Source organism: Arthrobacter glacialis, assembly GCF_002909445.1.
In the GTDB taxonomy this organism is placed as follows: domain Bacteria; phylum Actinomycetota; class Actinomycetes; order Actinomycetales; family Micrococcaceae; genus Specibacter; species Specibacter glacialis.
Genome location: NZ_PPXC01000011.1, coordinates 27,960 through 52,709 on the forward strand (window position 1 = coordinate 27,960; position 24,750 = coordinate 52,709).

The 24,750-nt window shown below is 62.9% G+C and carries 27 protein-coding genes; 20 read left to right on the forward strand and 7 right to left on the reverse strand.

All coding sequences use genetic code 11. The annotated features are described in order from the left end of the window. Positions 1-11: 11 nt before the first annotated feature. Entirely contained in the window at positions 12-791 is a 780-nt protein-coding gene (locus CVS27_RS13910) for a hypothetical protein (RefSeq protein WP_103466360.1), read from the reverse strand. Positions 792-914: 123 nt separating this feature from the next. On the opposite strand from CVS27_RS13910, the gene truB reads away from it, so the two are divergent. From truB to CVS27_RS13950, 8 genes are all read left to right on the forward strand, one after another. Further along, positions 915-1,880, forward strand: a complete 966-nt coding sequence (gene truB, locus CVS27_RS13915) for a tRNA pseudouridine(55) synthase TruB (RefSeq protein ID WP_207767531.1) — start codon at positions 915-917, stop codon at positions 1,878-1,880. Continuing rightward, positions 1,877-2,299 carry a hypothetical protein gene (locus CVS27_RS13920; protein ID WP_243399886.1) on the forward strand — a complete coding sequence of 141 codons (423 nt, stop codon included), beginning with the start codon at positions 1,877-1,879 and terminating at the stop codon, positions 2,297-2,299. Before truB ends, CVS27_RS13920 begins: the two co-directional genes overlap by 4 nt. After that, entirely contained in the window at positions 2,296-2,721 is a 426-nt protein-coding gene (locus CVS27_RS13925; protein WP_103466483.1) for a hypothetical protein, read from the forward strand. The genes CVS27_RS13920 and CVS27_RS13925 overlap by 4 nt, the downstream gene beginning before the upstream one ends. Then, positions 2,718-3,932: a GNAT family N-acetyltransferase gene (locus CVS27_RS13930; RefSeq protein WP_165788312.1), complete on the forward strand. Its 1,215-nt coding sequence runs from the start codon at positions 2,718-2,720 to the stop codon at positions 3,930-3,932. Before CVS27_RS13925 ends, CVS27_RS13930 begins: the two co-directional genes overlap by 4 nt. 72 nt (positions 3,933-4,004) lie before the next feature. Continuing rightward, on the forward strand, positions 4,005-4,952 hold the full coding sequence (locus tag CVS27_RS13935; RefSeq protein ID WP_103466363.1) for a bifunctional riboflavin kinase/FAD synthetase: 948 nt from the start codon (positions 4,005-4,007) through the stop codon (positions 4,950-4,952). A gap of 193 nt (positions 4,953-5,145) precedes the next feature. Further along, on the forward strand, positions 5,146-5,415 hold the full coding sequence (gene rpsO / locus CVS27_RS13940; protein ID WP_103466364.1) for a 30S ribosomal protein S15: 270 nt from the start codon (positions 5,146-5,148) through the stop codon (positions 5,413-5,415). Between the two features lie 293 nt (positions 5,416-5,708). Beyond that, positions 5,709-7,949, forward strand: a complete 2,241-nt coding sequence (locus tag CVS27_RS13945) for a polyribonucleotide nucleotidyltransferase (RefSeq protein WP_103466365.1) — start codon at positions 5,709-5,711, stop codon at positions 7,947-7,949. 3 nt (positions 7,950-7,952) lie between these two features. Beyond that, positions 7,953-9,311, forward strand: coding sequence for a M16 family metallopeptidase (locus tag CVS27_RS13950; RefSeq protein WP_103466366.1), 1,359 nt, complete (start codon positions 7,953-7,955; stop codon positions 9,309-9,311). 139 nt (positions 9,312-9,450) lie between these two features. Here the strand turns inward: CVS27_RS13950 and CVS27_RS13955 are convergent, their stop codons facing one another. Then, positions 9,451-10,419: an AraC family transcriptional regulator gene (locus tag CVS27_RS13955; protein WP_103466367.1), complete on the reverse strand. Its 969-nt coding sequence runs from the start codon at positions 10,417-10,419 to the stop codon at positions 9,451-9,453. Positions 10,420-10,499: 80 nt separating this feature from the next. Between CVS27_RS13955 and CVS27_RS13960 the strand changes: the two genes are divergently transcribed. Beyond that, positions 10,500-11,342, forward strand: coding sequence for a Rossmann-fold NAD(P)-binding domain-containing protein (locus CVS27_RS13960; protein WP_103466484.1), 843 nt, complete (start codon positions 10,500-10,502; stop codon positions 11,340-11,342). Then, positions 11,339-11,824 (forward strand): anthrone oxygenase family protein, encoded by a 486-nt coding sequence (locus tag CVS27_RS13965; RefSeq protein WP_103466368.1) that lies wholly within the window; start codon positions 11,339-11,341, stop codon positions 11,822-11,824. Before CVS27_RS13960 ends, CVS27_RS13965 begins: the two co-directional genes overlap by 4 nt. A 17-nt stretch (positions 11,825-11,841) precedes the next feature. On the opposite strand, the gene CVS27_RS13970 is transcribed toward CVS27_RS13965, so the two are convergent. Beyond that, positions 11,842-12,810, reverse strand: coding sequence for a helix-turn-helix transcriptional regulator (locus CVS27_RS13970; protein ID WP_103466369.1), 969 nt, complete (start codon positions 12,808-12,810; stop codon positions 11,842-11,844). A 61-nt stretch (positions 12,811-12,871) separates the two neighbouring features. On the opposite strand from CVS27_RS13970, the gene CVS27_RS13975 reads away from it, so the two are divergent. The 4 genes from CVS27_RS13975 (at position 12,872) to CVS27_RS13990 (ending at position 17,060) form a co-directional block, all read left to right on the forward strand. Beyond that, positions 12,872-13,906 (forward strand): ABC transporter ATP-binding protein, encoded by a 1,035-nt coding sequence (locus CVS27_RS13975; RefSeq protein ID WP_207767532.1) that lies wholly within the window; start codon positions 12,872-12,874, stop codon positions 13,904-13,906. Beyond that, complete coding sequence (locus CVS27_RS13980; protein WP_103466370.1) at positions 13,903-14,694, forward strand: ABC transporter permease; 792 nt, start codon at positions 13,903-13,905, stop codon at positions 14,692-14,694. Before CVS27_RS13975 ends, CVS27_RS13980 begins: the two co-directional genes overlap by 4 nt. A gap of 102 nt (positions 14,695-14,796) precedes the next feature. After that, a complete protein-coding gene (locus tag CVS27_RS13985) occupies positions 14,797-16,320 on the forward strand; it encodes an amidase family protein (RefSeq protein WP_207767533.1) in 1,524 nt (507 codons plus the stop codon). Further along, positions 16,317-17,060, forward strand: coding sequence for a DNA alkylation repair protein (locus CVS27_RS13990; RefSeq protein WP_103466371.1), 744 nt, complete (start codon positions 16,317-16,319; stop codon positions 17,058-17,060). Before CVS27_RS13985 ends, CVS27_RS13990 begins: the two co-directional genes overlap by 4 nt. On the opposite strand, the gene CVS27_RS13995 is transcribed toward CVS27_RS13990, so the two are convergent. Further along, positions 17,054-17,353: a hypothetical protein gene (locus CVS27_RS13995; RefSeq protein ID WP_103466372.1), complete on the reverse strand. Its 300-nt coding sequence runs from the start codon at positions 17,351-17,353 to the stop codon at positions 17,054-17,056. The genes CVS27_RS13990 and CVS27_RS13995 overlap by 7 nt on opposite strands. Before the next feature lie 122 nt (positions 17,354-17,475). On the opposite strand from CVS27_RS13995, the gene CVS27_RS14000 reads away from it, so the two are divergent. Next, complete coding sequence (locus tag CVS27_RS14000) at positions 17,476-18,567, forward strand: helix-turn-helix transcriptional regulator (protein WP_103466373.1); 1,092 nt, start codon at positions 17,476-17,478, stop codon at positions 18,565-18,567. A gap of 569 nt (positions 18,568-19,136) precedes the next feature. On the opposite strand, the gene CVS27_RS14005 is transcribed toward CVS27_RS14000, so the two are convergent. The 3 genes from CVS27_RS14005 to CVS27_RS14015 form a co-directional block, all read right to left on the reverse strand. Then, positions 19,137-19,418 carry a MoaD/ThiS family protein gene (locus tag CVS27_RS14005; RefSeq protein WP_103466374.1) on the reverse strand — a complete coding sequence of 94 codons (282 nt, stop codon included), beginning with the start codon at positions 19,416-19,418 and terminating at the stop codon, positions 19,137-19,139. Between the two features lie 2 nt (positions 19,419-19,420). Further along, a complete protein-coding gene (gene moaA, locus CVS27_RS14010; protein ID WP_103466375.1) occupies positions 19,421-20,536 on the reverse strand; it encodes a GTP 3',8-cyclase MoaA in 1,116 nt (371 codons plus the stop codon). 69 nt (positions 20,537-20,605) lie between these two features. Further along, a complete protein-coding gene (locus CVS27_RS14015) occupies positions 20,606-21,076 on the reverse strand; it encodes a hypothetical protein (protein ID WP_103466376.1) in 471 nt (156 codons plus the stop codon). Positions 21,077-21,167: 91 nt separating this feature from the next. Here CVS27_RS14015 and CVS27_RS14020 point away from each other — a divergent pair, with 91 nt between their 5' ends. From CVS27_RS14020 to dapB, 5 genes are read left to right on the forward strand one after another with little or no spacing between them, the layout of a single operon-like run. Then, the gene (locus CVS27_RS14020) at positions 21,168-22,487 is read left to right on the forward strand and encodes a molybdopterin molybdotransferase MoeA (RefSeq protein ID WP_103466377.1); all 1,320 of its coding nucleotides are present in this window, start codon (positions 21,168-21,170) and stop codon (positions 22,485-22,487) included. Beyond that, positions 22,475-23,011 carry a cyclic pyranopterin monophosphate synthase MoaC gene (moaC, locus tag CVS27_RS14025; RefSeq protein ID WP_103466378.1) on the forward strand — a complete coding sequence of 179 codons (537 nt, stop codon included), beginning with the start codon at positions 22,475-22,477 and terminating at the stop codon, positions 23,009-23,011. The genes CVS27_RS14020 and moaC overlap by 13 nt, the downstream gene beginning before the upstream one ends. Beyond that, positions 23,008-23,508, forward strand: a complete 501-nt coding sequence (locus CVS27_RS14030) for a MogA/MoaB family molybdenum cofactor biosynthesis protein (protein ID WP_103466379.1) — start codon at positions 23,008-23,010, stop codon at positions 23,506-23,508. The genes moaC and CVS27_RS14030 overlap by 4 nt, the downstream gene beginning before the upstream one ends. Then, on the forward strand, positions 23,498-23,977 hold the full coding sequence (locus CVS27_RS14035; RefSeq protein ID WP_103466380.1) for a molybdenum cofactor biosynthesis protein MoaE: 480 nt from the start codon (positions 23,498-23,500) through the stop codon (positions 23,975-23,977). The genes CVS27_RS14030 and CVS27_RS14035 overlap by 11 nt, the downstream gene beginning before the upstream one ends. Before the next feature lie 10 nt (positions 23,978-23,987). Beyond that, positions 23,988-24,746: a 4-hydroxy-tetrahydrodipicolinate reductase gene (gene dapB / locus CVS27_RS14040; RefSeq protein WP_103466381.1), complete on the forward strand. Its 759-nt coding sequence runs from the start codon at positions 23,988-23,990 to the stop codon at positions 24,744-24,746. Positions 24,747-24,750: the final 4 nt, after the last annotated feature.

Sequence of the window (24,750 nt, forward strand, 5' to 3'; positions counted from 1 at the left end):
AAAACAGAAGGTCAGTTGCCCCAGATGATCGGGTTGTCCCGGTAGGGGTTGTCGCCGTACTTGACGTAATTGTAGTTCGAGTCATCGTAGCTGGCGGTCGTAATGGCGTCACCCTTGGGTGCCAGGAACACCGTGCACATAGTTTTGCTGGAGCCTACGACGTAGGTGAAGGCGTCATCCTCGCCAGTTGTTTCAAAGCTGTCGCTCTTGCAATCGTCCATGGTGCCGAAAACAATGAGCTTTTGCGCGTCGGTGCCGTCCTTCAGCTGGGCGCTGATCCGGGGATCACCAATTCCAGCCGAGGGGCTGCTCAGTGAAGTCAACTTGACGTCCGTGTAGACGTAGTAGGGCACCTGGCCGGCAAACTTGGCGGCGTCCTTGAAGTCGGCAAGATCGGCTTCGCTGCCTGCCACAATTTTGGTGACGTTGGTCTCGTGTGTGGATTCCTTGTACTTGGGTGTATCGCGTTCCCCGCTGTTGCTGTGCGTGTTGGCAACCTGGCCAAACTTCAATTTGGTCCCCGGGGCCGTCAATGTGCCGGCAGCTGCAGGTGCCGCCGCAGCAGGCGTAGATTCCTCAGTGGCCGCCATGGTGGATTCGCTTCCGCCCCGGGCGCCACCTGTTGCGGATTTGCTGTCAGCAGGCGTCGCGCTCTGGGTTGCGGCTGATTTCGGGGCATCCTTGGGTGCGGCCGCGCCGGGCAAGCACCCGGTCAAGGCGATCAGCACCGCTGCGCCGGCGCCGAGTGCTGTCAACGATCGCTTGTAGCTGTTGGAAGCTGGGGTGTTCATGATTCTCCGTCTCAAAGGGTGGCCGCACAATTACTACTTTCAATAGCGTAACCAGGGTGGCCGGAGTCGGCCATGGGGACAAGTCACCATGGGCCATGCCCGGGTGCGGATATACTTCAAAGCGTGCTTTCTGGACTGGTAATTGTAGACAAACCGCAGGGATGGACCAGCCATGACGTGGTGGGTCGGATGCGAAGGCTGGCGGGGACCCGAAAAGTGGGCCACGCCGGCACCTTGGACCCCATGGCCACGGGAGTTTTGGTGGTGGGCATCAACAAGGCCACCCGCCTGCTGACCTACATCGTGGGCACCTCCAAAACCTACGAGGCCACGATCCGCCTGGGTGCCACCACCATCACGGACGACGCCGAGGGCGATGTCACCGCGACCTCCTCCACGGCGGCAGTCACCGATGAGGCCATCGAAGCCGGCATTGCGAAACTCCGCGGCCCCATTTTGCAGGTTCCCAGCAGCGTCAGCGCCATCAAGGTCAACGGTGAACGCGCCTACGCCAGGGTGCGCGCCGGCGAAGACGTCAAACTCGCCTCCAGGCCGGTCACCATTCACACCTTTGACGTCCTGGCCATCCGCCATGGAGTTACAGCTGTTGCCACGGACGCTTCCACGCGCGACGGCGTAAGCTACGTCGACATTGACGTCACCGTGTGCTGTTCTTCCGGCACGTACATCCGCGCGCTGGCCCGGGACCTAGGCGCCGATCTGGGCGTTGGTGGTCACCTCACCGCCCTGCGCCGCAGCGCCGTTGGGCCGTACACTCTTGACCGTGCCCGCACTCTTGAAGAATTGGCCGAAAATCTGGAAATTCTCGACATTGCCGACGCGGCCCGCGCGCTCATGCCGGTGCGCGAGCTGACCGCCGCCGAAGCAAATGAGCTTTCCTTCGGGCGCCGCATTCCGGCCAGCCCCGAAGGCACCCACACAGTTGACGCACCGGCAGCAGCTTTTGCGCCTGATGGAACCCTCGTGGCACTGCTGGCCGACGCCGGCAAGCATGCCAAGCCTGTGCTGGTTTTCCCGCCGGACCCCGAAGCTAAAACCGCTGTCGTCACCGAGGGGCCAAGCCAGTGATCCTTGACGCCTGGTTTATTATTGGCGCCATCGTTGGGTTGACCTCCACCGTTGTTTGTGTCGTTGCGGCGGTGATGAAAAAGAAACCCAACGACGTCACGCTTCTGGCGTTGATCGCCGTCGAACTTTTCATCGTGGCCTACGCCATCGGTTCGATCATTCGGCTGGCAAATGGGGAACCTCTTGCAGGGGAGCCCTGGGAATTTTGGGGCTACATGTTCACCGCGGCGGCGTTGCCCGTGGCCGGTTTCTACTGGGCCATGATGGAACGCACGCACTGGTCGAACTACGTCATGAGCGCAGTGGGCGTCACAGTGGTTGTCATGCTGGCCCGAATGGCACAGATTTGGTATGGCACGGGCCTCTCCGCACAAGCCGCGCCGGCACTGGAATCACTTCAGCAAGGACTTGGAATATGAGCACTCCCAACACAGCCAAAAAGGAAACACCAACGGGGCGAACATCGGGCCCCGGTCGGCTGCTGATCACGGTCTATGGTGTGTTTGCCATCTCGGCCACGGCCCGGGCGCTCCTTCAGATCGCCACAAAGTTTGACGAAGCCCCCGTGGCCTACACCCTTTCCGCCTTCGCCGCGATCGTTTATATCGTGGCAACCGTCTCGCTGGCCAAGCCGGGCGCGAAATGGGCCACGGTTGCCACAGTTGCCATCTGCATCGAACTTCTCGGCGTCCTGGTGGTGGGGGCCTTGAGCCTGGTTGATCCGGCCGCATTCCAGCACGCTAGCGTATGGAGCAAGTTTGGCCAGGGCTACGGCTACATTCCGCTGCTGCTGCCCATCATTGGTTTGATTTGGCTGTACCGTCACAGGGAAGCCAAGTGAGGGTTTTGGAACACACTGTGCCCAGCCCGGTCCTCTCCGACGGCTTCACCACGCTGCGTCGTTTCACCGTGGAGGATGCGCAGGCTTTTGCCGCCATCCACCACGACCCCTTGAACGTGACCTGGACAGCCTCCGACGCCACCATGAGCCGAGCCCGTGCCGCCGAGTTCATCACCGGATCCATCGCCGCCGGCTGGGATGCAGGCAGCGATCTCCGCTTCGCCGTCGTGGATACGCGCTTGGGCACCGATGGTAGTGCCGGCGATATAGTCGGCACCCTGAGCCTGCACGAGATCTTTTCAACCTCCCGCGGCGGCTCCGCCAGCGTTGGCATCAAGATGCTCCCGGCCGGCCGTGGGACGGGCAGCGCACAACGCGCCATCGAACTGTTGTGCGGCTACGCCTTCGGCAACCTGGGTCTGGAAATTCTCCACTGGCGCACCACCAGCGCCAACGCCGGAAGCAATTCCCTGGCCAAACGCTGCGGATTTGTACTGGCCGCCGAGATTCCCGGCTACGGCCACCAAGACGCACAGGTTGCCGACGGCATGGTGTTCAGCCAAAGCCTGCGTCAATTCCAGGCCAGGGACCAAAGCGCTGCCGAGGCTGAAAAAGCCGCCGTGGAGATTGCCCCAGTGGTTCCCGTCCTCCGCAACGACGCCGTGGTGCTGCGGGCGCTGACCATGGCTGATGCCACGCAATTGGTGGAAAACTGCATCAACGAAGATTCCGTACGCTGGACCACCGTGCCGCTGAATTACACCATGGAGCACGCGGAATTCTTCATCAACACCCTCACCCCACAGGGCTGGGCCTCAGGGGAAACCCTGACCTTTGCGGTGGTGGAACCAGCCACGGACGGCCTTCTTGGCACGGTGGACCTGCAGTGCAAAAATCCGGGTGCCGCCAGCATTGGCATCAACTTCGGGCCCCACGCCCGGGGCACGGGAGCAGCGGAAGAGTCCGTCCGCCTGCTGCTGGACTACGCGTTCAACCAGCTCAACCTCAGCTATGTGCATTGGCATGCCTTGGCGCCCAACTGGGGAAGCCGGAAGCTGGCATGGAAACTCGGATTCACCTTTGACGGCGAAATTCGCGGGGACTACAACGACCGCGGCACACCGGCGGACCGATGGGTGCTTTCACTGGCAGCAACCGATCCCCAGACTCCCCAACATCCCTGGACAGGCCCGGGGCCTGTCAGCAGGTAATCTGGAAGCGGTATTGGGGACTTAGGGCATGAAAGCCCGTTTGGTCATGAACTTAGTGGATGAGGAAAAGTAGTGCAGATTTGGAACTCATTGAATGAGGTTCCCCAGGATTTTGGCCCCTGTGTGGTCACCCTGGGGAACTTTGATGGGCTGCACCGCGGGCACCAGGAGGTCCTGGCCCAGGTCCGGGCCGAAGCCGCCGCGCGCAACGCCCGTTCGGTTGCGTTGACCTTTGACCCCCATCCGGCACTGATTCACAGGCCTGAATCGGCGCCGGCACAAATCATGGGCCTGGCGGACAAGATGGTTGCCATGGGTGATTTGGGCCTGGACGGCGTGCTGGTCATGCCCTACAGCCTGGAGTTCGCCCAGCAGAGCCCCGAGGAGTTCGTCAAAAGCGTGTTTGTCGACGCACTGGGTGCCTGCGCCGTCGTGGTGGGCCACGATGTCCGCTTTGGCAGGGGCAACACGGGGGATCTGAACACCATGGTGGGCCTGGGCGCGGAGCTGGGCTTCGACGTCGTGGTGGTCGATGACGAAGGCCACGACCGCCGCTGGTCCTCCACCTGGGTGCGCGAGGCGCTGGGCAAGGGCGACGTTGACACGGCGGCACAAGTCCTGGGCCGTCGGCACTCCATGAGCGGGGAAGTGGTGCACGGCGCCGCGCGCGGCCGCGAGCTGGGTTTCCCCACAGCCAACCTGTCGCCCGATGCGTGCGGGATCATCCCGGCCGACGGCGTGTACGCCGGCTGGTTGGTTGACGCCGATCAGCACCGCTGGCCCGCCGCCATCTCCGTTGGCTCCAACCCCACCTTTGTGGGTGTCAGCCGGCAGGTTGAGGCCTACGTGCTGGACAGGCCGGCGGAGCCTGTTGAAGCCTTTGACCTCTACGGGCAGCATGTTGTGGTGGAATTCGTGCAGCGGCTGCGCGGCATGGTGGCCTACACAGGCCCGGAAGCGTTGATTGAGCAGATGCACCAGGATGTGCTCGACAGCCGGGAAATTCTTCGCGAACACTAAAGAGCCATTGCTCACTTCGCTTCGACTAACAGTGACTTCTGCACTAAACTAAGGCATAGAGTCCGGCTGCAGTCCGTGGTGGCTGGATTCCACTGTGTTTGACCAATAAATGTTTGACCAAGGAATTGGTTTGACCAAGGAATTGTGTCAATGCACAGCTCAACATGTTCACGGCACATTCAAGGAGTTACTTGTGGCATTAGACGCCGCTGTAAAGCAAGAAATCATGCAGGCTTTCGCAACTAGCGAAGGCGACACTGGTTCGCCCGAGGTTCAGGTAGCAATGCTCTCACGACGCATCGCTGACCTGACCGAGCACCTGAAGATGCACAAGCACGATCACCACACCCGCCGCGGCCTCATGGGCCTGGTTGGTCGTCGTCGTCGCCTGCTTGGCTACCTCAAGGACACCGACATCGCCCGCTACCGTACGCTCATCGAGCGCCTCGGCCTGCGTCGCTAGCATGAGACGATAGGCGGCCTCCCCGCAAGGGGAGGCCGCCTATCCTAGTGTTGACCGTGACCGCGGTTGCACGAAACTTACACAAGTTGCCAACCGGACACCGCGCATTCGCGGTCCTCGGTAGTGGCCTCCGGGACGCAGCGATCATTCGCTGCACGCCCGTGGGCCTCGATCGAAGACCGGGTGTTGTACAGCCCTTCACAGCTTTACCCGGTGGAGTGTCTGGGATGGTACCGGTTGGTTACTTGGCGTAAGTGTTTACAACACCTACACAGAAATGGAGGTGACTCTCTATGGAGGGTCCCGAGATTCAGTACGCAGAGGCCGTTATTGACAACGGCCGTTACGGCAAGCGCGTTATCCGCTTCGAAACCGGACGCCTTGCCCAGCAAGCCGCCGGCGCCGCAATGGTTTACATTGACGAAGACACAGTGTTGCTGTCCGCCACCACGGCTGGCAAGCACCCCCGTGAAGGCTTCGACTTCTTCCCGCTGACGGTTGATGTGGAAGAGCGCATGTACGCCGCCGGCCGCATCCCGGGCAGCTTCTTCCGCCGCGAAGGCCGCCCCTCAACCGAAGCCATCCTGGCTTGCCGTTTGATGGACCGCCCGTTGCGCCCGGCCTTCGTGAAGGGTCTGCGCAACGAAGTCCAGATCGTTGTCACGGTTCTGGCCATCAACCCGGACGTTCTGTACGACGTGGTCGCGATCAACGCTTCCTCCATGTCAACACAGCTCTCCGGTTTGCCGTTCTCCGGCCCCATCGGCGGCGTTCGCGTTGCCTTGATCGACGACGGCCAGGGCCCCCAGTGGGTTGCCTTCCCGAAGCACTCCGAGCTGGAAAACGCCGTGTTCAACATGGTGGTTGCCGGCAAGGTTGCCGGTGACGACGTTGCCATCATGATGGTTGAAGCCGAAGCGACCGACAACTCCTGGAAGCTCATCAAGGAACAGGGCCACCAGGCCCCCACCGAAGAGGTTGTTTCCGAGGGCTTGGAGGCTGCAAAGCCGTTCATCAAGGCACTCTGTGACGCTCAGGCAGACTTGGCAGCACGCGCAGCCAAGCCCACCGTTGAGTTCCCCGTCTTCCTTGACTACGAAGATGACGCTTACGCCGCCGTCGAGCAGGCATCAGCTACCAAGCTGGCAGCCGTGTTCACCATCGCCGACAAGCAGGAGCGCGACAACGCCTCCGACGCCTTGAAGGATGAGACCATTGCCGCTTTGGCGTCCGACTTCGCAGGACGCGAGAAGGAACTCTCCGCAGCTTTCCGTTCCGTGACCAAGCACGTCATCCGCCAGCGCATCCTCACCGAGCAGATCCGCATCGACGGCCGTGGCCTGACGGACATCCGCCAGCTCACCGCCGAGGTTGAAGTTCTGCCCCGCGTGCACGGTTCGGCCATCTTCGAACGCGGCGAGACCCAGATCCTGGGTGTCACCACGTTGAACATGCTCAAGATGGAACAGCAGATTGACTCGTTGAGCCCGGTAACGCGCAAGCGCTACATGCACAACTACAACTTCCCGCCGTACTCCACCGGTGAAACCGGCCGCGTGGGCTCGCCCAAGCGCCGCGAAATCGGTCACGGTGCCCTGGCTGAGCGTGCACTCGTGCCCGTTCTGCCGACGCGTGAAGAATTCCCCTACGCCATCCGCCAGGTCTCCGAGGCCTTGAGCTCCAACGGCTCAACGTCCATGGGCTCAGTTTGTGCATCGACCCTGTCGCTGCTCAACGCCGGTGTGCCGTTGAAGGCTCCCGTCGCAGGTATCGCCATGGGCTTGGTCTCCGACCAGGTTGACGGCCAGACCCGCTACGCCGCTTTGACCGATATCCTCGGCGCCGAAGATGCTTTCGGCGACATGGACTTCAAGGTTGCAGGTACCGCAGAGTTCGTCACAGCCATCCAGCTGGACACCAAGCTCGACGGCATCCCGGCCTCCGTTTTGGCTGCTGCACTGAAGCAGGCCCGCGAAGCCCGCCTGCACATCCTCAGCGTTCTGACCAGCGCCATTGACGTTCCGGACGAGCTCTCCGAGTTCGCTCCCCGCGTCATCGCCGTGAAGATCCCCGTGGATAAGATCGGCGAGGTCATCGGCCCGAAGGGCAAGATGATCAACCAGATCCAGGAAGACACCGGCGCTGACATCTCCATTGAAGATGACGGCACGGTTTACATCGGTGCAACGAACGGTCCGTCAGCTGACGCCGCTCGTTCAGCGATCAACGCCATCGCCAACCCTCAGATTCCTGAAATTGGCGAGCGTTACCTGGGCACAGTTGTTAAGACCACCACGTTTGGCGCGTTCATTTCGCTCACGCCGGGCAAGGATGGTCTGCTGCACATCTCCGAGCTGCGCAAGCTGGCCAATGGCAAGCGCGTAGACAACGTTGATGATGTTGTTGCCGTGGGTCAGAAGATCCAGGTTGAAATCACCAAGATTGACGACCGCGGCAAGCTGTCCCTCTCACCGGTAGTTGCCGATGAAGAGAACGCTTCCGAAGAGGCCGTTACTGAAGGCGCTGCTGAGTAATTCATGGCGATAACCCTTTTGCCGCTGACAAGCGCTGCCGATGGCCTGGCCTCCGACGAATCCACACTGATCTCCGGAACGGCGGGCGGCGCAGTAGTGCGCCGCTCCGTCCTGCCCGGAGGTGTGCGGGTACTGACCGAGGCCATGCCCGGACAGCGTAGTGCGACAATCGGGTTCTGGGTTGGTGTTGGCTCTCGGGATGAATCCGAGGGCCAACACGGCTCAACCCATTTCCTGGAACACTTGCTGTTCAAGGGAACCAAGCGCCGCACGGCGTTGGAAATTGCTTCCGCCTTTGACGAGGTGGGCGGCGAATCCAATGCAGCGACGGCCAAGGAAAGCACCTGCTACTACGCACGGGTGCTTGACTCCGATCTGCCCATGGCCATCGACGTCATCGCCGACATGGTCACCTCAGCCGTGATTGACCCGGCCGAGCTGGAGCAGGAACGCGACGTCATTTTGGAGGAAATCGCCATGGACGGCGACGACCCCACAGATGTTGCGCACGAAAATTTTGTGGCAGCCGTTCTTGGCGGCCACGCCCTGGGACGCCCCATTGGCGGCACCCCGGAAGCCATCAAGGCTGTTCCGCGGGAATCCGTGTGGGAGCACTACCAAAAGCATTACCGGCCCGAGACGCTTGTCATCACGGCAGCAGGCGGCCTGGACCACGACACCGTCTGCACCCTGGTCCTGGACGCCCTGCGCACAGCCGGTTGGTCGCTGGATGAGGGTGTTGCGCCGGCCCCGCGCCGTGCCAACGATGTGGTTGCCGTGTCCGGCACTGCCGGCCTGCACGTGATCAACCGGGCGGTGGAGCAGGCCAACATCATCTTGGGGTGCCCGTCACTGCGTGCCACAGACTCGCGCCGCTATGTGATGAGCGTGTTGAATTCCATTCTTGGTGGCGGCATGTCCTCGCGCCTGTTCCAGGAAATCCGGGAGAAGCGGGGCCTGGTGTACTCCACCTACTCCTTCGCCTCCTCCTACGCCGACACCGGCTACTTTGGTATGTACGCGGGCTGCTCGCCGGCCAAGGTGGGCCAGGTCATTGGACTGCTCAGTGCCGAGCTGGAGAAGCTGGCAGCCGACGGCGTGAGCGACCTTGAGCTGAAGAAGGCCCTGGGCCAGCTCTCCGGCGGCATTGTGCTGGCTCTGGAAGACAGCGGATCGCGCATGTCACGCCTGGGTCGTGCCGAAATTGTCACGGGCGAATTCATGGACATTGACGAATCCCTTGACCGGATCCGCAAGGTCACGGCCGCCGAGGTGCAGGCCCTGGCCCGCGAACTCGCAGCCGCCCCGCGCACCATCACGGTGGTTGGCCCGTTTGAGGAAACCGAAACCTTCGGCCTCTAGTCTTTTCCAACTGACCCGCAGAAGTGGTCGAAAAAACGCGATTTCGCGGTGTTTTTCGAGGGGCCCACTCCCGCGAGGGGCCCCGAGCGAGGCACGAGGTTGGGGAGCGGGTGGGGACAACTGCGGGTCAGTTTTCGTTTTAAGGAACGACGGCGTTTCCTTCCGCTTCTGTTCTCGGATAGGAGCGTCGGCGGTACCCGGTGGGACTGAGCCCGAATCGTCGCTTGAAGGCAGAGCTCAGGGCGAAGGGGGTGCCGTAGCCAACCTCGGCGGCAATCTGGGCGGTGGTCAGCTGAGGGTTTGCGAGTAGTTCACTGGCAAGGAGCATGCGCCAGTTCGTCAGGTATGTCATGGGCGGCTCGCCCACAATACTGCGGAATCGACTGGCCAGGGTCCCACGCGAAACGTTCAGGCGATGGGACAGTGATTCCAGCGTCCATGCGTCGGCGGGAGACTCGTGGAACAACGCAAGCGCCTGGGCCACGAGTGGATCGTGGCCGCCGGCGAGCCACCCGCGTGCGGTGTGGGGATGGAGTTTTGCCCAGGCCCGGATCGTGTGAACGAGCAGCACATCCAGCAGTCGATCGATGGTGCTGCCCTGTCCAGGTGCATCGCTGGCGATTTCGCCCTCGAGGAACCTGACAAGAGCAGGGTCGATCTCATGGGCCGGGACGACGGCGACCCGGGGGAGCGCAGCCGTGACGGCGGAACTGACCTCTGCGTCGGTCTCATAGGTGCCGATGAGCATTGTCGTCTGGCCGGCCGCCGTGTTTCCCCACGTGCGCATGCCGCGTTTCATGCTGAGCTGGAGGTCTTGCCCGGACGGTGAACTGCACAGTTGCCCCGGGTGGACGATCACGTCGGGGATGCGTAAAGGATCATCAGTGACGATGTAGGGGCCCGGGCCCCGAACCAGGGCGACATCTCCTGGCTGTAGCTCGAGCTGCTCGCTATCGGCTACGAGCCAAGCTCCGCTGGACAGCATGGCAATGACAGTGAGGGGCGCCTGGTCTTGGACATCGATGGACCACTTCGGAGCCATGACCACGCGCAGGGCGAAGGCCCGGCGTGCCCGAGGGCCATCGAGCAGGTGTGTGAGCGGATCCATGCAATCATCCTAGACGATCGCGTATGTAAAGACGTGTTTGAACTATTCAAACATTGAACGGGGTGTTGTTGACTGGTGTCATGACTACTCAAAGAGTTCTTGTTCTTGGTGGCACCGGCCGTACCGGTGCTCGCATAGTTCGTCGGCTTGCCGAGCGCGCCGTACCCACCCGCGTTGCCTCTAGGCAGGGGGAGTATCCGTTCGTGTGGGAAGACCGTGCAACGTGGGATGCCGCATTAAAAGGGGCGTCATCTGCTTACCTCTGTTATTCGCCAGATCTTGCCTTCCCTGGCGTCGCGGAACTGATCGCGGAGTTTACCCAACGCGCACGGGAGTTGGGCGTGAATCGTCTCGTGCTTTTGTCGGGCCGAGGAGAAGAGGGCGCACAGGCCAGCGAACGGGCCGTGCAGACCACGGCAGCTGAATGGACGATTGTTCGGTCGTCGTGGTTCGCGCAGAATTTCAGCGAACATTTTTTGCTCGGCCCTGTTCTGCGCGGGCGACTGGTCCTGCCGGCTGGCGACGTCGTCGAACCTTTCATTGATCTCGAGGACCTGGCGGAACTCGCCACCGCTGCGCTCATCGAGGACCGCCACGCCAACACGGTTTATGAGGTGACCGGGCCGCGACTTTTGTCCATGCACGACGTCGCTGCGGAGATTTCCGCGGCGACCGGGCGCAGTATCGACTACGCGCCCAGCACTGCAGAAGAGTTCATGGCCGATCTTGCCCGTGACGGCATCCCCCGTGATGACACTCAAGCCCTGGCTGAGCTATTCGAGGAAATCCTCGACGGCCGCAATGCCACCGTTACCAGCGACTTAGAATCTGCGCTCGGCCGACCCTGCCGGGACTTCGCCGACTATGCGCGGCGCAGTGCCACGAGCAACGTCTGGCAAACAGGTTTCCAGGACCAGCGATGACGACCACGCTGCAGAGCGCCCTCACCATCGCAGCGGCGCTCGGTGCAGGAATTGCGGCAGGCGTGTACCTGGCCTTTCCCGCGCTGGTGATGCCTGCACTACGCATCGTCCCCGCCCGGACGGCAGTTGCTGCGATGCAGCAGATCAATATCAGCGCGATGCGAGGGCCCTTCATGGTCGTCTTTTTCGGTGGCGCCGCGGCTGCCGCAACAATCGTCGTCTCGGAACTAGTCTCCGGCGCTGTCGCGGAGGAAGGTCCCGTTCGTATAGTGGGCGCCGGACTGGCTCTGGCCGCGGTTGGCATCACGATCGTGCGGAACGTTCCGCTCAACGATCAGCTCGCCCGTATCACGCCGGATTCACCCGATATCGCGGACCGGTGGCGGTCATTTGAGAGGAGCTGGAGCATCGCCAACCACGCTCGAGCGTTCGCCTCGATAGCTGCGACAGTCATTCTAGCTGTGTCGCTCGCAACGACATGATGCCAGACAAAGCCTGCTCAATTCCGTGTGGCGTTCAGCATCCGTTCGGCAGCCTCCCGCAGGAACGCCGTCGTCGCCGCGTCGCCACGCACCTCGTACTGGACCCCCTCCGGAATCCATGCCAGTGACGATATGAGCTCGTGCGGGCTGCGGCCCTCGATAGGCCACGCCGTTTTGAACGCACCAACGGATCGTGCGCCCTTGGCCCACGGTCCGAAGTACTCACGCATCCGCTCAATCGGAAGGTCCATCACCACCTCCGCTGTCACGGTGCCCAGCAAGGAGGACACGGCTGCGGCGACAAACTCGGCAGCATCGCCGGCTGGAAGCTCACGAGGTTCGAATTGAACCCGAGTGGCGAAGAATTTCTCGAGCCGATCAACTCGGAACGTTCGCCACGCCTCCCGGTGAAGATCCCAGGCCACCAGGAACCAGTATCGCTGGGCGGCAACGAGTGAATGCGGCTCGACGACACGATCGGTTTCTGCCCCATTGGCCGCCACGTAGTGAAATCTGATGCGCTCCCGATCGCGACAGGCAAGGGCGAGCTTCCCCAGTACTTCTGGCGTCACCGCCGGCACATCCGGGTGCACCGGCTGCACGTGACCGGCAAGCGCGTTCACCCGTGACCTCAGCGCTGCCGGCAATACCTGTTCGAGCTTGGCCAGCGCCGTCAGGGTGGTCAACGCTCCATCAGCGAGTCCCTGTGTGGCCGCCACACGGAGGCCGATCGCCATGGTGACCGCTTCGTCATCGGTCAGCAGGAGCGGAGGAATCGAAGCTCCGGCCTCGAGGCGGTAGCCGCCATGGGTGCCCGGCGCCGACTCAATGCGGTAACCGAGTTCCCGCAGCCGCTCCACATCGCGGCGCAGTGTTCGCCCGGTGATGCCCAGACGCTGCGCAAGTTCCGTTCCTGACCAGTGCCGGTGAGTCTGCAGCAGGTTCAGAAGGGACAGTACTCGCGAGGTTGTGGTGGATTCTGACATGTTCCAAGATTAGTTTACGTCGCGGACAGAAACTGTCCTCAAGGAAGAATAGCCTTGGCACATGACAAACGAAACCATCATCACAGCCCGCGGGCTGACGAAAAAATTCACTGTTAAGCGAGAACGCGTCGACGCCGTCACCGGCCTGGACCTGGATGTCCAGCGTGGAGAACTCGTGGCCTTCCTTGGCCCCAACGGTGCTGGCAAATCAACCAGCCTGCGAATGCTCACCACGCTTCTCCCTCCAACCTCCGGCACCGCTTGTGTGGCGGGCTACGACGTTCGCAGGGAACCAAACGAGGTGCGCCGCCGTATCGGCTACATCGGTCAGGGCAACAGTGCCGGCCACTATCAGCGGGTACGCGACGAGCTGCTCAGCCAGGGCGCCTTCTACGGAATGGGGCGCGCCCAGACCCGGCGACGGGCGGATGAACTGCTCGAATCCCTCGACCTTGCCCCGTTGGCGAAGCGTGGCGTGTTGAGCCTCAGTGGCGGACAGAAACGCCGTCTGGACATCGCACTTGGGCTGCTGCATTCGCCGGAACTGTTATTTCTGGATGAACCCTCGACTGGGCTCGACCCGCAAAGCCGGGAAAACCTGTGGCAACACATCCTGGACCTGCGCCGCACGCACGGCACCACCATCTTCGTCACCACGCACTACCTCGATGAGGCTGACAGGTTCGCCGAACGCGTCATGGTCATGGACCACGGCAGGCTCATCGCCGATGATACTGCCTCCGGATTGAAGACCACCCTCGCAGGCGATGTGATCACGCTCGGCTTCGACAGTGCTGGCGACGCCGCGGCCGCCCGCCCCATCGCCGCCACCGTGACCGGCGCGTCCGTCTCAGTCAACGGCCAGCAGCTGGAGATCACCCTTGACCACGGTGACCGGGTGCTCCCTCGACTGCTCCGCGAACTCGACACTGCAGACACAGCCGCGGCCACCGCCGGGCTACGCCAGCCCACCCTCGACGACGTGTTCCTCGCCCTCACCGGGCGAAGCCTGCGCGACGACAGCGGAGCGAGCGAAACAGCAGCCGGAAAAGCAGCCCAAGAAGAATCAGCCCTGAAGGAAGAGGTATCGGCATGACCACCACAGCCACTCACAACACTCTGCCCGTTCGCTCCAACGCAGTTCGCGACTCCTGGAATGTGCTCGTCCGCGAGCTGCGCCCCGTGGTTCGAGATCCCTTCTCGCTGATCTTCAGCCTGTTGCAGCCCCTTGTCTTCCTGGGGCTGTTCGGTCCGCTGCTGATCGGCGGCTCGGATGCCCCGGCCGGGGAGGTGTTGCAATGGTTCGTGCCGGGCATCCTGGTCATGATCGCCTTGTTCGGCACCGGTGTCACCGGCTCGAACCTGCTCATGGAAATGCAGACGGGATCACATGAACGAACGCTGGTGGCGCCGATCGCCCGCCCGGCACTCCTGATCGGGCGGGCGCTGAAAGAGATGGCGCCGATCATGGTGCAAGCCGGGGTGATCGCGCTGGCGACCATCCCGTTCGGCTTCTCGGTGAATCCGCTCGGCATGCTGCTGGGCCTAGTGCTGATCGCCATCTTCGGGATGGGGTTTGGTGCTCTGAGTTACACGCTTGCCCTGGTCAGCCGCAGTCGGGACTGGATGTTCTGGGCCGTACAGCAGGCGACCATCTTCCCGCTGATGATCCTCTCCGGCATGCTGCTGCCACTGGAAGACGGCCCGCGGTGGATGCAGGTGGCTGCTGCCTTCAACCCGATCAGCTACGTGGTTGCGGCTGAGCGGGCACTCTTCGCGGGCGAGCTGAGTTCGCCGGATGTGCTTTGGGGTTTCCTTGCGGCAGCCGTGTTGGCCGCGATTGGCTTGGCCGTGGGGATCCGCTCGATCAAGCGCAGTGACTAAACGACGTGCGAACGGCGGCATTTTGTCTCGTAGCCCGTAGCTCCTCAGTTCTGGCAAAAGAGTTCTTGACGCTCACGCAGTGTCAGCGTATAGAACGAGAACATGGAACCGTTTAGTAGCCATGACGTGATCACAGAACCCCTGACCGCCATGTCCTCCGCAGGGCATGCTGCGGCGGCCATCCGCGCCGGACGGAGCACAGCGGCCGAGGTCACCTCGGCGTTGCTGGCACGGATTGCTGCCGTGAATCAACGAGTGAATGCCATCAGCGAGGTCGACCCGCAGGGTGCGATTGTCACCGCAGCTCTTCTGGATGAGTCGATTGCACGCGGTGAACCAGGCGGATCCCTCGGGGGAGTGCCGATGACGGTGAAAGATGCTTTCCACGCTATTGGCCTACACACCACTTGGGGCAATCCGGCATTCGCTGGTGAGGTGGCCGATTGGGACGCGGCAGTTGTCGCCCGGCTGCGCCGTGCCGGGGCCGTGATTGTGGGGAAAAGCAACGTCGCCATGATGCTCGGTGACTTTGGCCAGAGCCGCAACCCGTTGTCGGGGACCACCAACAATCCGTGGGATCTCGGACGTACCTCGGGCGGGTCATCTGGGGGAGCTGCGGCCGCCATCGCCTCTGGGTTGAGCTATCTCGAGTATGGTTCGGACCTGGTGGGTTCGATCCGGATTCCGGCGGCATTCTGTGGGGTCTACGGGCTCAAGCCGACGGCGGGCACTGTGCCGCTATCGGGCCTGCAGCCGCCTGGGCCCAAGGCTCTTGCATCCGACCGGCCAGCAGTAGTTGGGGTCGGTCCCTTGGCTCGGAGTGCCGGAGATCTTCGGCTCGCCCTTCAGGTTACCGGCGGCCCCGACGACGCCGATGAGCTTGTCTATCGCTGGGAGCTGGCACCGCCGCGATGGCGGACATTGGCCGATTACACGATGGGGGTCGTGTTGGACCACCCTGCCTGTCCTGTGACGACGGCAGTCGGTGACGTGTTGTCCAACGCCATCGACGTGCTTGCCCGGGCTGGGGTCACCATCAAGTACGGCTGGCCCGATGGAATCGATCCGACGAAGGTGGCAGAGTCGTTCGGAGTGCAAGTCGGGGCGTATCTGGCCTCGGTGGAACCAGGTGGAACGCTCGATGGTCTCGATTATCTGAGGCACGAACACTTTCGGCTGGCTACCCGAGCTGCCTGGGCAGACCATTTCCGTGAAACTGATGCCTTTCTGTGCCCAGTCACTTTTTCGCCGCCGTTCCCGCATGACACCAGAGCATTCCATGAGCGGACTATCGAAACACCAACAGGGGCGAGGCCCTACACGGATCTGCCGTTTTGGATCGCCCAAGCCTCACTTGCCGGCCTGCCAGCGTTGTCCGCCCCGGCGGGGTGGACGGCAACAGGCCTGCCGGTGGGTGTTCAGATACTCGGGCCCCGGCATGAGGACGACACCGTCATCACCCTTGCTGAGCTGATGGCCGAGGTCATTGGCGGCTTCCTCCATCCACCGCTGGTGAGCTCGGTGGAAGCACCGCGGCCAAACCGTGACGGCGTCGGCAATCACCGAGGTGCCGATCACCCAGGGGCCGATCCCGCCGTCGTCGATCACAACGGCCAACCATCGTGACCACACATCTACCGAGCGAACGGAGTGCACAAGCGTTCATCGCCGAGCTCCGGCTTCTTGCCTCGGAGGCTGAACAAGAGAAGATCCAACGCTATTTCAAATCCGGCGCCGGTGACTATGGTGAGGGGGATGTTTTCCTAGGCGTTCGCATGGGCGAGGTATTCGCTCTGGCTTCGCGTTATACGGATATGTCACTGAGCCAGCTGGAAGAGCTGTTGGAGAGTCCGCTGCACGAAGCACGGGCTGGTGCTGTGAAGATTATGGCCAAGCAGTCCGGAAGTAAGGCCGCGAGTGGCCAGCGTCAAAAGGAGCTGTTTGACTTGTTTCTGCGACGTATTGACCGCATCAACAATTGGGACCTTGTGGATCTTGGCGCATGGGATGTGATTGGCCGCTATCTCGCCGACAAGCCCCGGGGCATCCTGGACGAACTCGCAGGCTCAGATGATCTTTGGGAGCGCCGCACAGCCATCCTGGCAACCTTGCACTTCCTGCGACGCGGTGAAGTTCAGGACACCGTGCGTCTTGCCGCGTTGCTTCTAGATGATGACCAGGATCTCATTCACAAAGCCGTAGGGGGCGTGCTGCGAGAGGTGGGAAAGCATGATCGAGAGCGATTGCTACAGTTCCTCGATGCCCATGCGGCCGCCATGCCGCGGACCATGCTGCGCTACGCCATGGAGCACCTCGATGCGCAGCAGAGAGCTCACTACCGTGGTGTCGGCCCAGCGGCTTACTGACTCTGCCTCGAGGCGATCAGCTGTTCCACGATCCGTGTCTTTGGACCGCCTGCCAGCGCTGGAGAAACGCTCGGGGCAGACCACACCTGGGCCTTCAGCCGGCCTAGGAACTGCTCCGCCTCTGCCTGGGTGGCAAAGTCCAGGTCAAGCACCACATAGTGTTCCTCACCCACCGGGCGGAACACCCTTTCGGCCCTTACTCCGGAAGCTTCCCGCCCCAGCGGATCGGCGTCGTAAGCGCTCTTCCACATGCCAAAGTCCTTGATGCCGTGTTCAATTTGCAAGGTAAACATTGTCCCTGGTCCTTTCATGGATACTGCTGCCTTGACTGTAGGTGTCCTCGCTACCAGGGACCATCCCACAAATCTGGGATCTGCAGATCGTGGCCAGAACCCGAGGCGCGCATACTTGAGAGATGACCAGCGAATGGGCACTGCGCCGCTGTTTGGACCGGGTTGCGGCATTAGGGGATGCGCACCTGGAGAGTCATCTTTACCGAGCCGGCGTGCTCGGTGAGCTGCGCGCCGTCGTCAGTTTTGACGGCTGGGTATGGCCGCTCGCGGATCCTGTGACAACTGTGGGCATTGCCCCGATGGCACAGGTGCCTGGTGTGCCGGAATTGCCGCTGCTCATCGCGCTGAGGTACCGGACCCTCATCAACAGATGGACGGTCCTGCCCACGCATCCGTCTCGGGCGGTGTCTTTGCAGACGGCAACCGGGAATGAACCTGGCCGCAGCGAGATGTGGAAGGAGCTATTGGAACGGTACGGGGTGGTGGATGTCTTGTCCGTTGCCTTCGCCGATAAGTGGGGACTCTGGGGTTGGCTTGAGCTGTGGCGCGGACCCGGCGATTCCGATTTTTCCGACGCCGAGGCACACTGTGTGGAGTCCATGGCCGGCCTGATTGCTACGGGTTTGAGGGAATGCTCCGCCCGCGAATTTCAGCTTGGCGTCACGGGGGATGCCGTCTCTGGGCACCGGCAAGCCGTGTTGGTGCTTGCTGATGACTTGTCCGTCATCAGTCAAACCGAATCGGCCGTGTCATGGCTGGAATTGTTGCAGCGGGCACCCCAGCCGTATCAGGGGATTCCGGCGGAAGTGCTGAACGTGGCAGCACAGCTGATGGCAGTGGAACGGGGAGTTGATGCCCACCCCTCCCGTTCATGCCGACATGTTGGCCAAGGAATATGGGCTGGACTTTCGGCCGCGAGAATGACGACGGCGGCGTCCGGAGCCACGGCGCCCATTACGGTCACCATCCAAGATTGCCTGCCCGCGGAACGGCTGGCAGTCTTTGAGCGCAGCTTCGCCCTAAGCCCGCGGGAATGCCAGTTGTTGGAGCGCTCTGCTGCAGGTCTGGACACGGCAGGGTTGGCCGGCCACCTGGGAATCAGCCGGTATACCGTCCAAGATATTTTCAAGGCACTTTTTGGAAAATGCGGTGTTCAAAGCCGCGGTGCCCTGCTGGCCATGGCACTGGGGCCCCTGGCGGCAACTGGCACGTGAATTACGTGACTCGACCCGTCATGAGCGAGAGCGTGGGATGGGCCCACAAGCGCCAGGGTCCCGCTGCCATCCCGCCAACTGCAGTAGTCCCCACCCGGTCCCCAACCTCGTCGATCGGGGCCCTCGCGGGCGTGGGCCCCTTGAAAAAATCGAATTCGCGGTGTTTTTCGACCACTACTGCGGTTCAGTTGGTGGGCGGCTTCGCCGCGTCACTGGCACCTGTAAATTCAGTGGCACCTGTAAATTCTGCCGTGGCTTATGCGCAGCCGTGGAAACGAGTGTGGCGCATACACCCCATTCTGGGCACACCAGCTTTGGTTATGCGTCGCGCCAGGAGCCAGCGCGGCGCAGCTGTGACACTGACGCAATGCCCGGTATCAGCAGTGCGCATGCCCAAAGTGGCCCCGGCTTATGCGCCACGCCAACTCCCAGGCTGGCGCATAAGCTGCCAACACCACACAGCTGGCCACCAGCGGACTCTTAAAGAGCTGTGGGCAGCTCCGATACTCAGGTCACCCTCACCCAAGCTGCCCAACCGACCCTATTTACGCATCAGTTGTCCAGTGGGATCAGCCGCCGGCGAAGGGCGGGAGGACGTCGACCACATCGCCTGGCTGTAACGCCACGGACAGGTCACGCGCGGCGACTTCATTGAGCAGGTAACTGCACCGGGTTAACAACTCTGAAAGTGGGGGAGTGTGGCCGGAAGCCGATACCGGAAAACTCGCCACCAGCAGCTCCGACAAGTCGGCGAGTGTGAAGGGTTCGGTGCCAGCCAGCGCGGCCAGGTCAACACCCTGCTCCTCAACTCCCGTGGCAGCAGCGGCTGCGGCAAAAAAGCGTACGTTCATGCTCATCCTCCAATGGCGCTCATGCTGCGGTCGGGTTGGACAAAATCGGCGTCGCCCAAACCGGGGTGGCCCATGCCGTGGGCTTTGGGTTTGGCCCACATGGCGTCCTGCCAGCGGGCGGCGACGGCGTCGTCGTCGGACGCCGAATCCCCGGCGCGCAGCAGCTCCAGCAGATCCACCTCGGTGCGGGAAAACAAGCAGCTCATGACTTTGCCTTCGGCGGTGATGCGGGTGCGGCGGCAATCGGCGCAAAAGGGCTCGGTGACGGAGGCGATGATGCCCACAGTGCCCAGGAGCTCCGTGGCGCCACGGTGGCGGACCTCAAAGCGTTCGGCGGGTGCGCCGTCGCGGGCCCGGGGATCTGCCGAAAGGTCAAAGTCGGCGGTGAGCAGTTCGCGGATCTCGGCGGCCGTGATCATGCCATCGCGCGTCCAGCCGTGGTCGGCGTCGAGCGGCATTTGCTCGATGAAACGAAGTTCGTAGCCGCGGTCAAGGCTCCACTGCAAAAGTTCCGCTGCGTGTGCGTCATTGATGCCGCGCAGCAACACCGCATTGATCTTGATGGGTGTCATGCCGGCCGCCGAGGCCGCCTCGATCCCGGCTTTCACTTGGTCCAGGAAGGGCCGGCGCGTGAGCTGCAGGAACGCATCGTGGTGCAGGGTGTCCATGGAGACGTTGAGCCGCGTCAGCCCGGCGTCGGCCAGGGCCTGGGCCTTCTTCGTCAAGCCCACGCCGTTGGTGGTCAGCGAAATGGGCAGTTCCGGATGGTTCGCACGCAGGGCAGCAATGATCTCCACCAGATCCGCACGCACCAGCGGCTCTCCGCCCGTGAGCCGCAATTCGCGCACACCCAAGCGGTTGACGCCCAAACCGACCAGCCTGACGATCTCGGCCGCGGTGAGAAGCTTGTCCTTCTTCAGCCACTCCAAACCTGCCTCGGGCATGCAGTAGGTGCAGCGGAGATTGCATTTGTCCGTCAGCGACAAGCGCATGTCGGTGGCCACGCGGCCAAACTGGTCCAGCAGGCCGGTTTCCGCCCCACCCAGACGCGGGCGGCCGGAGCCTGTGGGGGCCTGGCGGACCTCCGGAATGCCCAGTGCAACGCGTTCTGTGTCCATGTCTCAACGCTACGCCATTATTGGCGTTTCGGGGTCACTGCCGCGGCCTGCTTGGTTCGGAGCCGGGGGTCACCAACCGTTGGCCAGGGCCAGCTGCACAAAGCCCTTGGAGGTCTCAATGTTGCGCAGTGTCCGGGCCTTGCGCCGGCCCTCCGGCAGCGCCGCGGCGGCAGCAATGTCTTCAGCTGTCCAAGGCAGAACCGAGCGGCTTCCGCCCGCAGCCCGCCACCGCCGGTACCAGGGCGGCCCCCAAAACGGCGGCCACCACACGAGAGAGACCATCAGCGGCACCATCGGAATCCAAAAGAGTATGGCCCAGATGAACTTTCTGGCGTGTTCCCAATGGAGCGCCTCGAACACCAGCGACGGCATGAGCGTGACAAGTGTGAGTCCGGCCAACAACAAGGTGAAAGGGAAGTAGCTGGTGGTGCGCAGCCATTCTGCCCTGGTGACGGGCCGGGCCACTGTCCAGGACCGCCAGTCGCCGCGCAGCGCCAGATAGGCCGGGAAGGCAAGTGCAGCCACCGCGAGGGTCACCATCGGCACGCCCGGCAGCGGCCACTTTTGGGCAGGGCATTACCCTAGGATTGAGGAAAACGAGCACCGCACGGTGCCCTTTACGGAGGATGTAATGCGTAGAACTGTCGCCGAACACCAAAGTGCCGTCGTGGAGACCTTGCGCCGCAGCTGGACTCAAATGCCGGGCTCGGTGATGGACGACGGCGGTTCCCAGGAGCCGCTGATGGCCGGGCTGGGGCGTGTGCTCGCCACGGACCTGGTGGCACCCCTGGACCTGCCACCCTTTGCGAATTCACAGATGGACGGGTACGCCATCCGCGTGGAGCCGGAACAACCCATGGACGTTGATTCGGCGCAATCAACCACATTCCGTGTAGCTGCCACCATCCCGGCCGGCGTGGTTCCCGCGGCCCTGGCTGCGGGTGTGGCCGCCCCGATCATGACAGGGGCCATGCTGCCCGACGGCGCCAATGCTGTGGTTCCCGTGGAAAAAGCAGTGCCTGCCGCGTTCCTGTCCGCAGGAGATGAGGTGGCATTGCCCGTTCCGGCGGCCGGAACCTTTGTCAGGGCGCAGGGCAGCGATGTGCGCCGGGGCAGTGTTGTGATCCCCGCCGGCACCCTGCTCAATGCGGCGCACCTGGGGTTGGCGGCCGCCTTGGGTTTCACTACCTTGCCCTTGAAGCGCCGGGCGAAAGTGCTGCTGCTGACAACAGGGGATGAAATTCTGGCACCCACCGGCAGAGCCGACGAGCTGCCCCCGGGCATGATCTTTGATGCCAATGAAACACTCCTGCGGGCCAGCCTGGGCCAGTCCTCGGTGGATGTGGTCAATGCCGTCATTGTCAAGGATGATCCGCAGGCTCTTCTGCGGCTTCTGGACACCGAGGTTGGTGGCGTGTTGGCTAGGGACGGGGGAAGCCAGCCACGTTACGACCTGGTAGTTTCGGTGGGCGGCATCAGTGCCGGTGCCTTTGAAGTGGTGCGGCAGGCTCTGGGTGCGGCCTCCGAGGGCGCCGCATCCAACGCTGCCATGGAGTTTGTGTCAGTGGGCCTGCAGCCCGGCGGTCCCCAAGCGCTGGGGACGTACCGGGGCGTACCTTTCCTGGGCTTCCCGGGCAACCCCGTCAGCGCCTTTGTGTCCTTTGAGCTGTTCCTGCGCCCGGCGCTGTTCAGCCTGCTGGGCGCCCCGGCACCGCGGCAACGCGTGGTTGCCGCCCTGGAACACGCACTCAGCTCGCCGTTGGGGAAGCACCAGGTTCGGCGCGGCGTCTACTCCGGTCCGGAATTTGAGTCGGCACCGTCGGTGCGTGAGGTGGGCGGTGAGTCCTCGCATTTGCTGGGCTCCCTTGCCCAGGCTGACGCCTTGATTCACATCCCTGCCGGTGTCACCGAATTGCGGGCGGGGGCAAAGGTGGAAGTATGGCTGTTGTGACTTCTTCTGAACAACCAGCACTCACCCATTTGCGGCAGGATGGTACGGCCCAGATGGTGGACGTTTCCGCCAAGGCCGTGACCACCCGCCAGGCCACGGCCACCGGCACAGTCACCACCACGGCCGAGGTGATGCTCCTTTTGGGCTCCGGCGGACTTCCCAAGGGTGACGCCCTGGCCGTGGCCCGGGTGGCAGGCATCATGGGGGCCAAAAAGACGCCCGAGCTCATACCCTTGTGCCATCCGCTGCCCCTTTCCAAGGTCACTGTTGATTTTGAGCTCAGCGCCACCGCCGTCACAGTGCTTGCCACAGTGAAGACCCGCGGCGTGACAGGAGTGGAGATGGAAGCGTTGACAGCCGTCTCCGTTGCCGCCCTGAGCGTGTACGACATGATCAAGGCAGTGGACAAACACGCCGTCATCTCCAACATCCAGGTGCTGGCCAAAAGTGGCGGCAAAAGCGGCGACTGGGTTGGGGAAACAGCCCAGCAAATTTCCGCCACAGAAGTAGAGGACAACGCATGAGCGCCTGCGAACCAGGAACGTCTTTGGGCGCAGCCGCCGTCATCATCGCCTCCACCCGGGCCGCACTGGGCGTGTATCCCGACACCACCGGGCCCATCATCGCTGACTGGCTGGGCGAGCACGGCTTTGAGACCATGCCCGCCGTGGTGGTGCCCGACGGCGCACCGGTGGGAGCCGCGCTGCGGGCAGTGCTGACGCAACGTCCCGCCGTCGTGATTACCAGCGGAGGCACAGGACTCAGCCACGACGACCAAACACCCGAAATGACCCTTCCGCTGCTGGATCGGCCAATCCCCGGCATCATGGAGGCCATCCGCGCCGCGGGACTGGCCAAGACCCCCATGGCGGCCCTGAGTCGGGGGCACGCGGGGCTTGCCGGGCACACGTTGATTGTGAATTTGCCCGGATCCCCCTCCGGCGTCATGGACGGACTCGCCGTGCTGGATCCCATCATCAAGCACCTCTGCGAACAGGTCAGCGGACACCATGGACACTAACGTCGAGGTGGTTTCGGCCCAGCTGAGCGCCACCCCCATCTCGGTTGACGCGGCCATCGCGGCCGTGGAATCCGATGCGGCAGGGGCGGTTGTCAGCTTCAGCGGCGTGGTGCGCAACCACGACGGCGGCAAGGACGTCACGCGTCTGAGTTACAGCGCGCACCCGCTCGCCCTGGGGGTGCTGAGCGAGATAGTCGGCTCCCTGGCCCAGTCCACGGCGGACCCGGACGGCCACCCCGTGCGGATCTGGGTGGCACACCGGGTGGGTGCCCTGGAGATTGGCGACCCCGCACTGGTCTGCGCCGTGGCGTCATCGCACCGGGCGGAGGCGTTTGAGCTGTGCTCGGCCCTCGTGGAGCGGATCAAGGCCGAGGTGCCCATTTGGAAGGAACAGTTCTTCAGTGACGGTTCAGTGGAGTGGGTGGGGGCAGGAAACGTCCCGGAGCAGAGCCCACCAGAAAACCAGTAGGCTTAAACCCATGAGTGAAATGCTGAAGGTGGCCGTGCTCGGTGCCAAGGGACGAATGGGAACGGCCGCCGTGGCGGCCATCAATGCGGCACAGGACATGGAACTGGTGGCCGCTTTGGGCCGGGCCGACTCCCTGGACGTGCTGCTGGAACGCGGTGCCCAGGTCATTGTTGACCTGACAGTCCCGGACTCCACCGAGGCCAACATCCACTTTGCCGTGGAGCACGGCATCCATGCCGTGGTGGGAACCACCGGCTGGGACGCTGCCCGGCTGGCCGCACTTGAGGCCCTGCTGGCCAAGCACCCCGAAACCGGTGTCTTGATTGCCCCCAACTTTGCCCTGGGCTCCGTGCTGGCGACCCGCTTTGCCGCCCAGGCCGCCCGCTACTTCGACTCCGTGGAGATCATTGAGCTGCACCACCCGCGCAAGGTGGATGCCCCCTCCGGCACCGCCCTGCGCACGGCCCAGCTCGTGGCAGCGGCCCGCGCCGCCGCCGGAGTTCCTGACGCCCCGGATGCCACTGAAACCGAGCTCGACGGCGCCCGTGGAGCCTCCATTGACGGCATCCCCGTCCACAGCGTGCGCTTGGCCGGCCTCGTGGCACACCAGGAAGTCCTCTTGGGCAGCCACGGCGAGGCGTTGACCATCCGTCATGACTCCTTCAACCACGAATCGTTCATGCCCGGCGTGCTGCTGGGTGTGCGGACTGTGGGCAGCCGGCCGGGACTGACAGTGGGCCTTGACGGCTACATGGATTTGGACGGCTAGGACT

What these genes read in the sequence shown, in the direction of transcription:
- CVS27_RS13950 (WP_103466366.1), top strand. Translation starts at nt 7,953, where the DNA reads ATGGCGATAACCCTTTTGCCGCTGACAAGCGCTGCCGATGGCCTGGCC.
- CVS27_RS13980 (WP_103466370.1), top strand. Translation starts at nt 13,903, where the DNA reads ATGACCACCACAGCCACTCACAACACTCTGCCCGTTCGCTCCAACGCA.
- CVS27_RS14035 (WP_103466380.1), top strand. Translation starts at nt 23,498, where the DNA reads ATGGACACTAACGTCGAGGTGGTTTCGGCCCAGCTGAGCGCCACCCCC.
- CVS27_RS13985 (WP_207767533.1), top strand. Translation starts at nt 14,797, where the DNA reads ATGGAACCGTTTAGTAGCCATGACGTGATCACAGAACCCCTGACCGCC.
- CVS27_RS14000 (WP_103466373.1), top strand. Translation starts at nt 17,476, where the DNA reads ATGACCAGCGAATGGGCACTGCGCCGCTGTTTGGACCGGGTTGCGGCA.
- CVS27_RS13965 (WP_103466368.1), top strand. Translation starts at nt 11,339, where the DNA reads ATGACGACCACGCTGCAGAGCGCCCTCACCATCGCAGCGGCGCTCGGT.
- moaC (WP_103466378.1), top strand. Translation starts at nt 22,475, where the DNA reads ATGGCTGTTGTGACTTCTTCTGAACAACCAGCACTCACCCATTTGCGG.
- CVS27_RS13925 (WP_103466483.1), top strand. Translation starts at nt 2,296, where the DNA reads ATGAGCACTCCCAACACAGCCAAAAAGGAAACACCAACGGGGCGAACA.
- CVS27_RS13975 (WP_207767532.1), top strand. Translation starts at nt 12,872, where the DNA reads ATGACAAACGAAACCATCATCACAGCCCGCGGGCTGACGAAAAAATTC.
- CVS27_RS13970 (WP_103466369.1), bottom strand. Translation starts at nt 12,810, where the DNA reads ATGTCAGAATCCACCACAACCTCGCGAGTACTGTCCCTTCTGAACCTG.
- CVS27_RS14030 (WP_103466379.1), top strand. Translation starts at nt 23,008, where the DNA reads ATGAGCGCCTGCGAACCAGGAACGTCTTTGGGCGCAGCCGCCGTCATC.
- CVS27_RS14005 (WP_103466374.1), bottom strand. Translation starts at nt 19,418, where the DNA reads ATGAACGTACGCTTTTTTGCCGCAGCCGCTGCTGCCACGGGAGTTGAG.
- CVS27_RS13960 (WP_103466484.1), top strand. Translation starts at nt 10,500, where the DNA reads ATGACTACTCAAAGAGTTCTTGTTCTTGGTGGCACCGGCCGTACCGGT.
- CVS27_RS14020 (WP_103466377.1), top strand. Translation starts at nt 21,168, where the DNA reads ATGCGTAGAACTGTCGCCGAACACCAAAGTGCCGTCGTGGAGACCTTG.
- CVS27_RS13945 (WP_103466365.1), top strand. Translation starts at nt 5,709, where the DNA reads ATGGAGGGTCCCGAGATTCAGTACGCAGAGGCCGTTATTGACAACGGC.
- CVS27_RS13995 (WP_103466372.1), bottom strand. Translation starts at nt 17,353, where the DNA reads ATGTTTACCTTGCAAATTGAACACGGCATCAAGGACTTTGGCATGTGG.
- moaA (WP_103466375.1), bottom strand. Translation starts at nt 20,536, where the DNA reads ATGGACACAGAACGCGTTGCACTGGGCATTCCGGAGGTCCGCCAGGCC.
- dapB (WP_103466381.1), top strand. Translation starts at nt 23,988, where the DNA reads ATGAGTGAAATGCTGAAGGTGGCCGTGCTCGGTGCCAAGGGACGAATG.
- CVS27_RS14015 (WP_103466376.1), bottom strand. Translation starts at nt 21,076, where the DNA reads ATGGTGACCCTCGCGGTGGCTGCACTTGCCTTCCCGGCCTATCTGGCG.
- CVS27_RS13955 (WP_103466367.1), bottom strand. Translation starts at nt 10,419, where the DNA reads ATGGATCCGCTCACACACCTGCTCGATGGCCCTCGGGCACGCCGGGCC.
- CVS27_RS13910 (WP_103466360.1), bottom strand. Translation starts at nt 791, where the DNA reads ATGAACACCCCAGCTTCCAACAGCTACAAGCGATCGTTGACAGCACTC.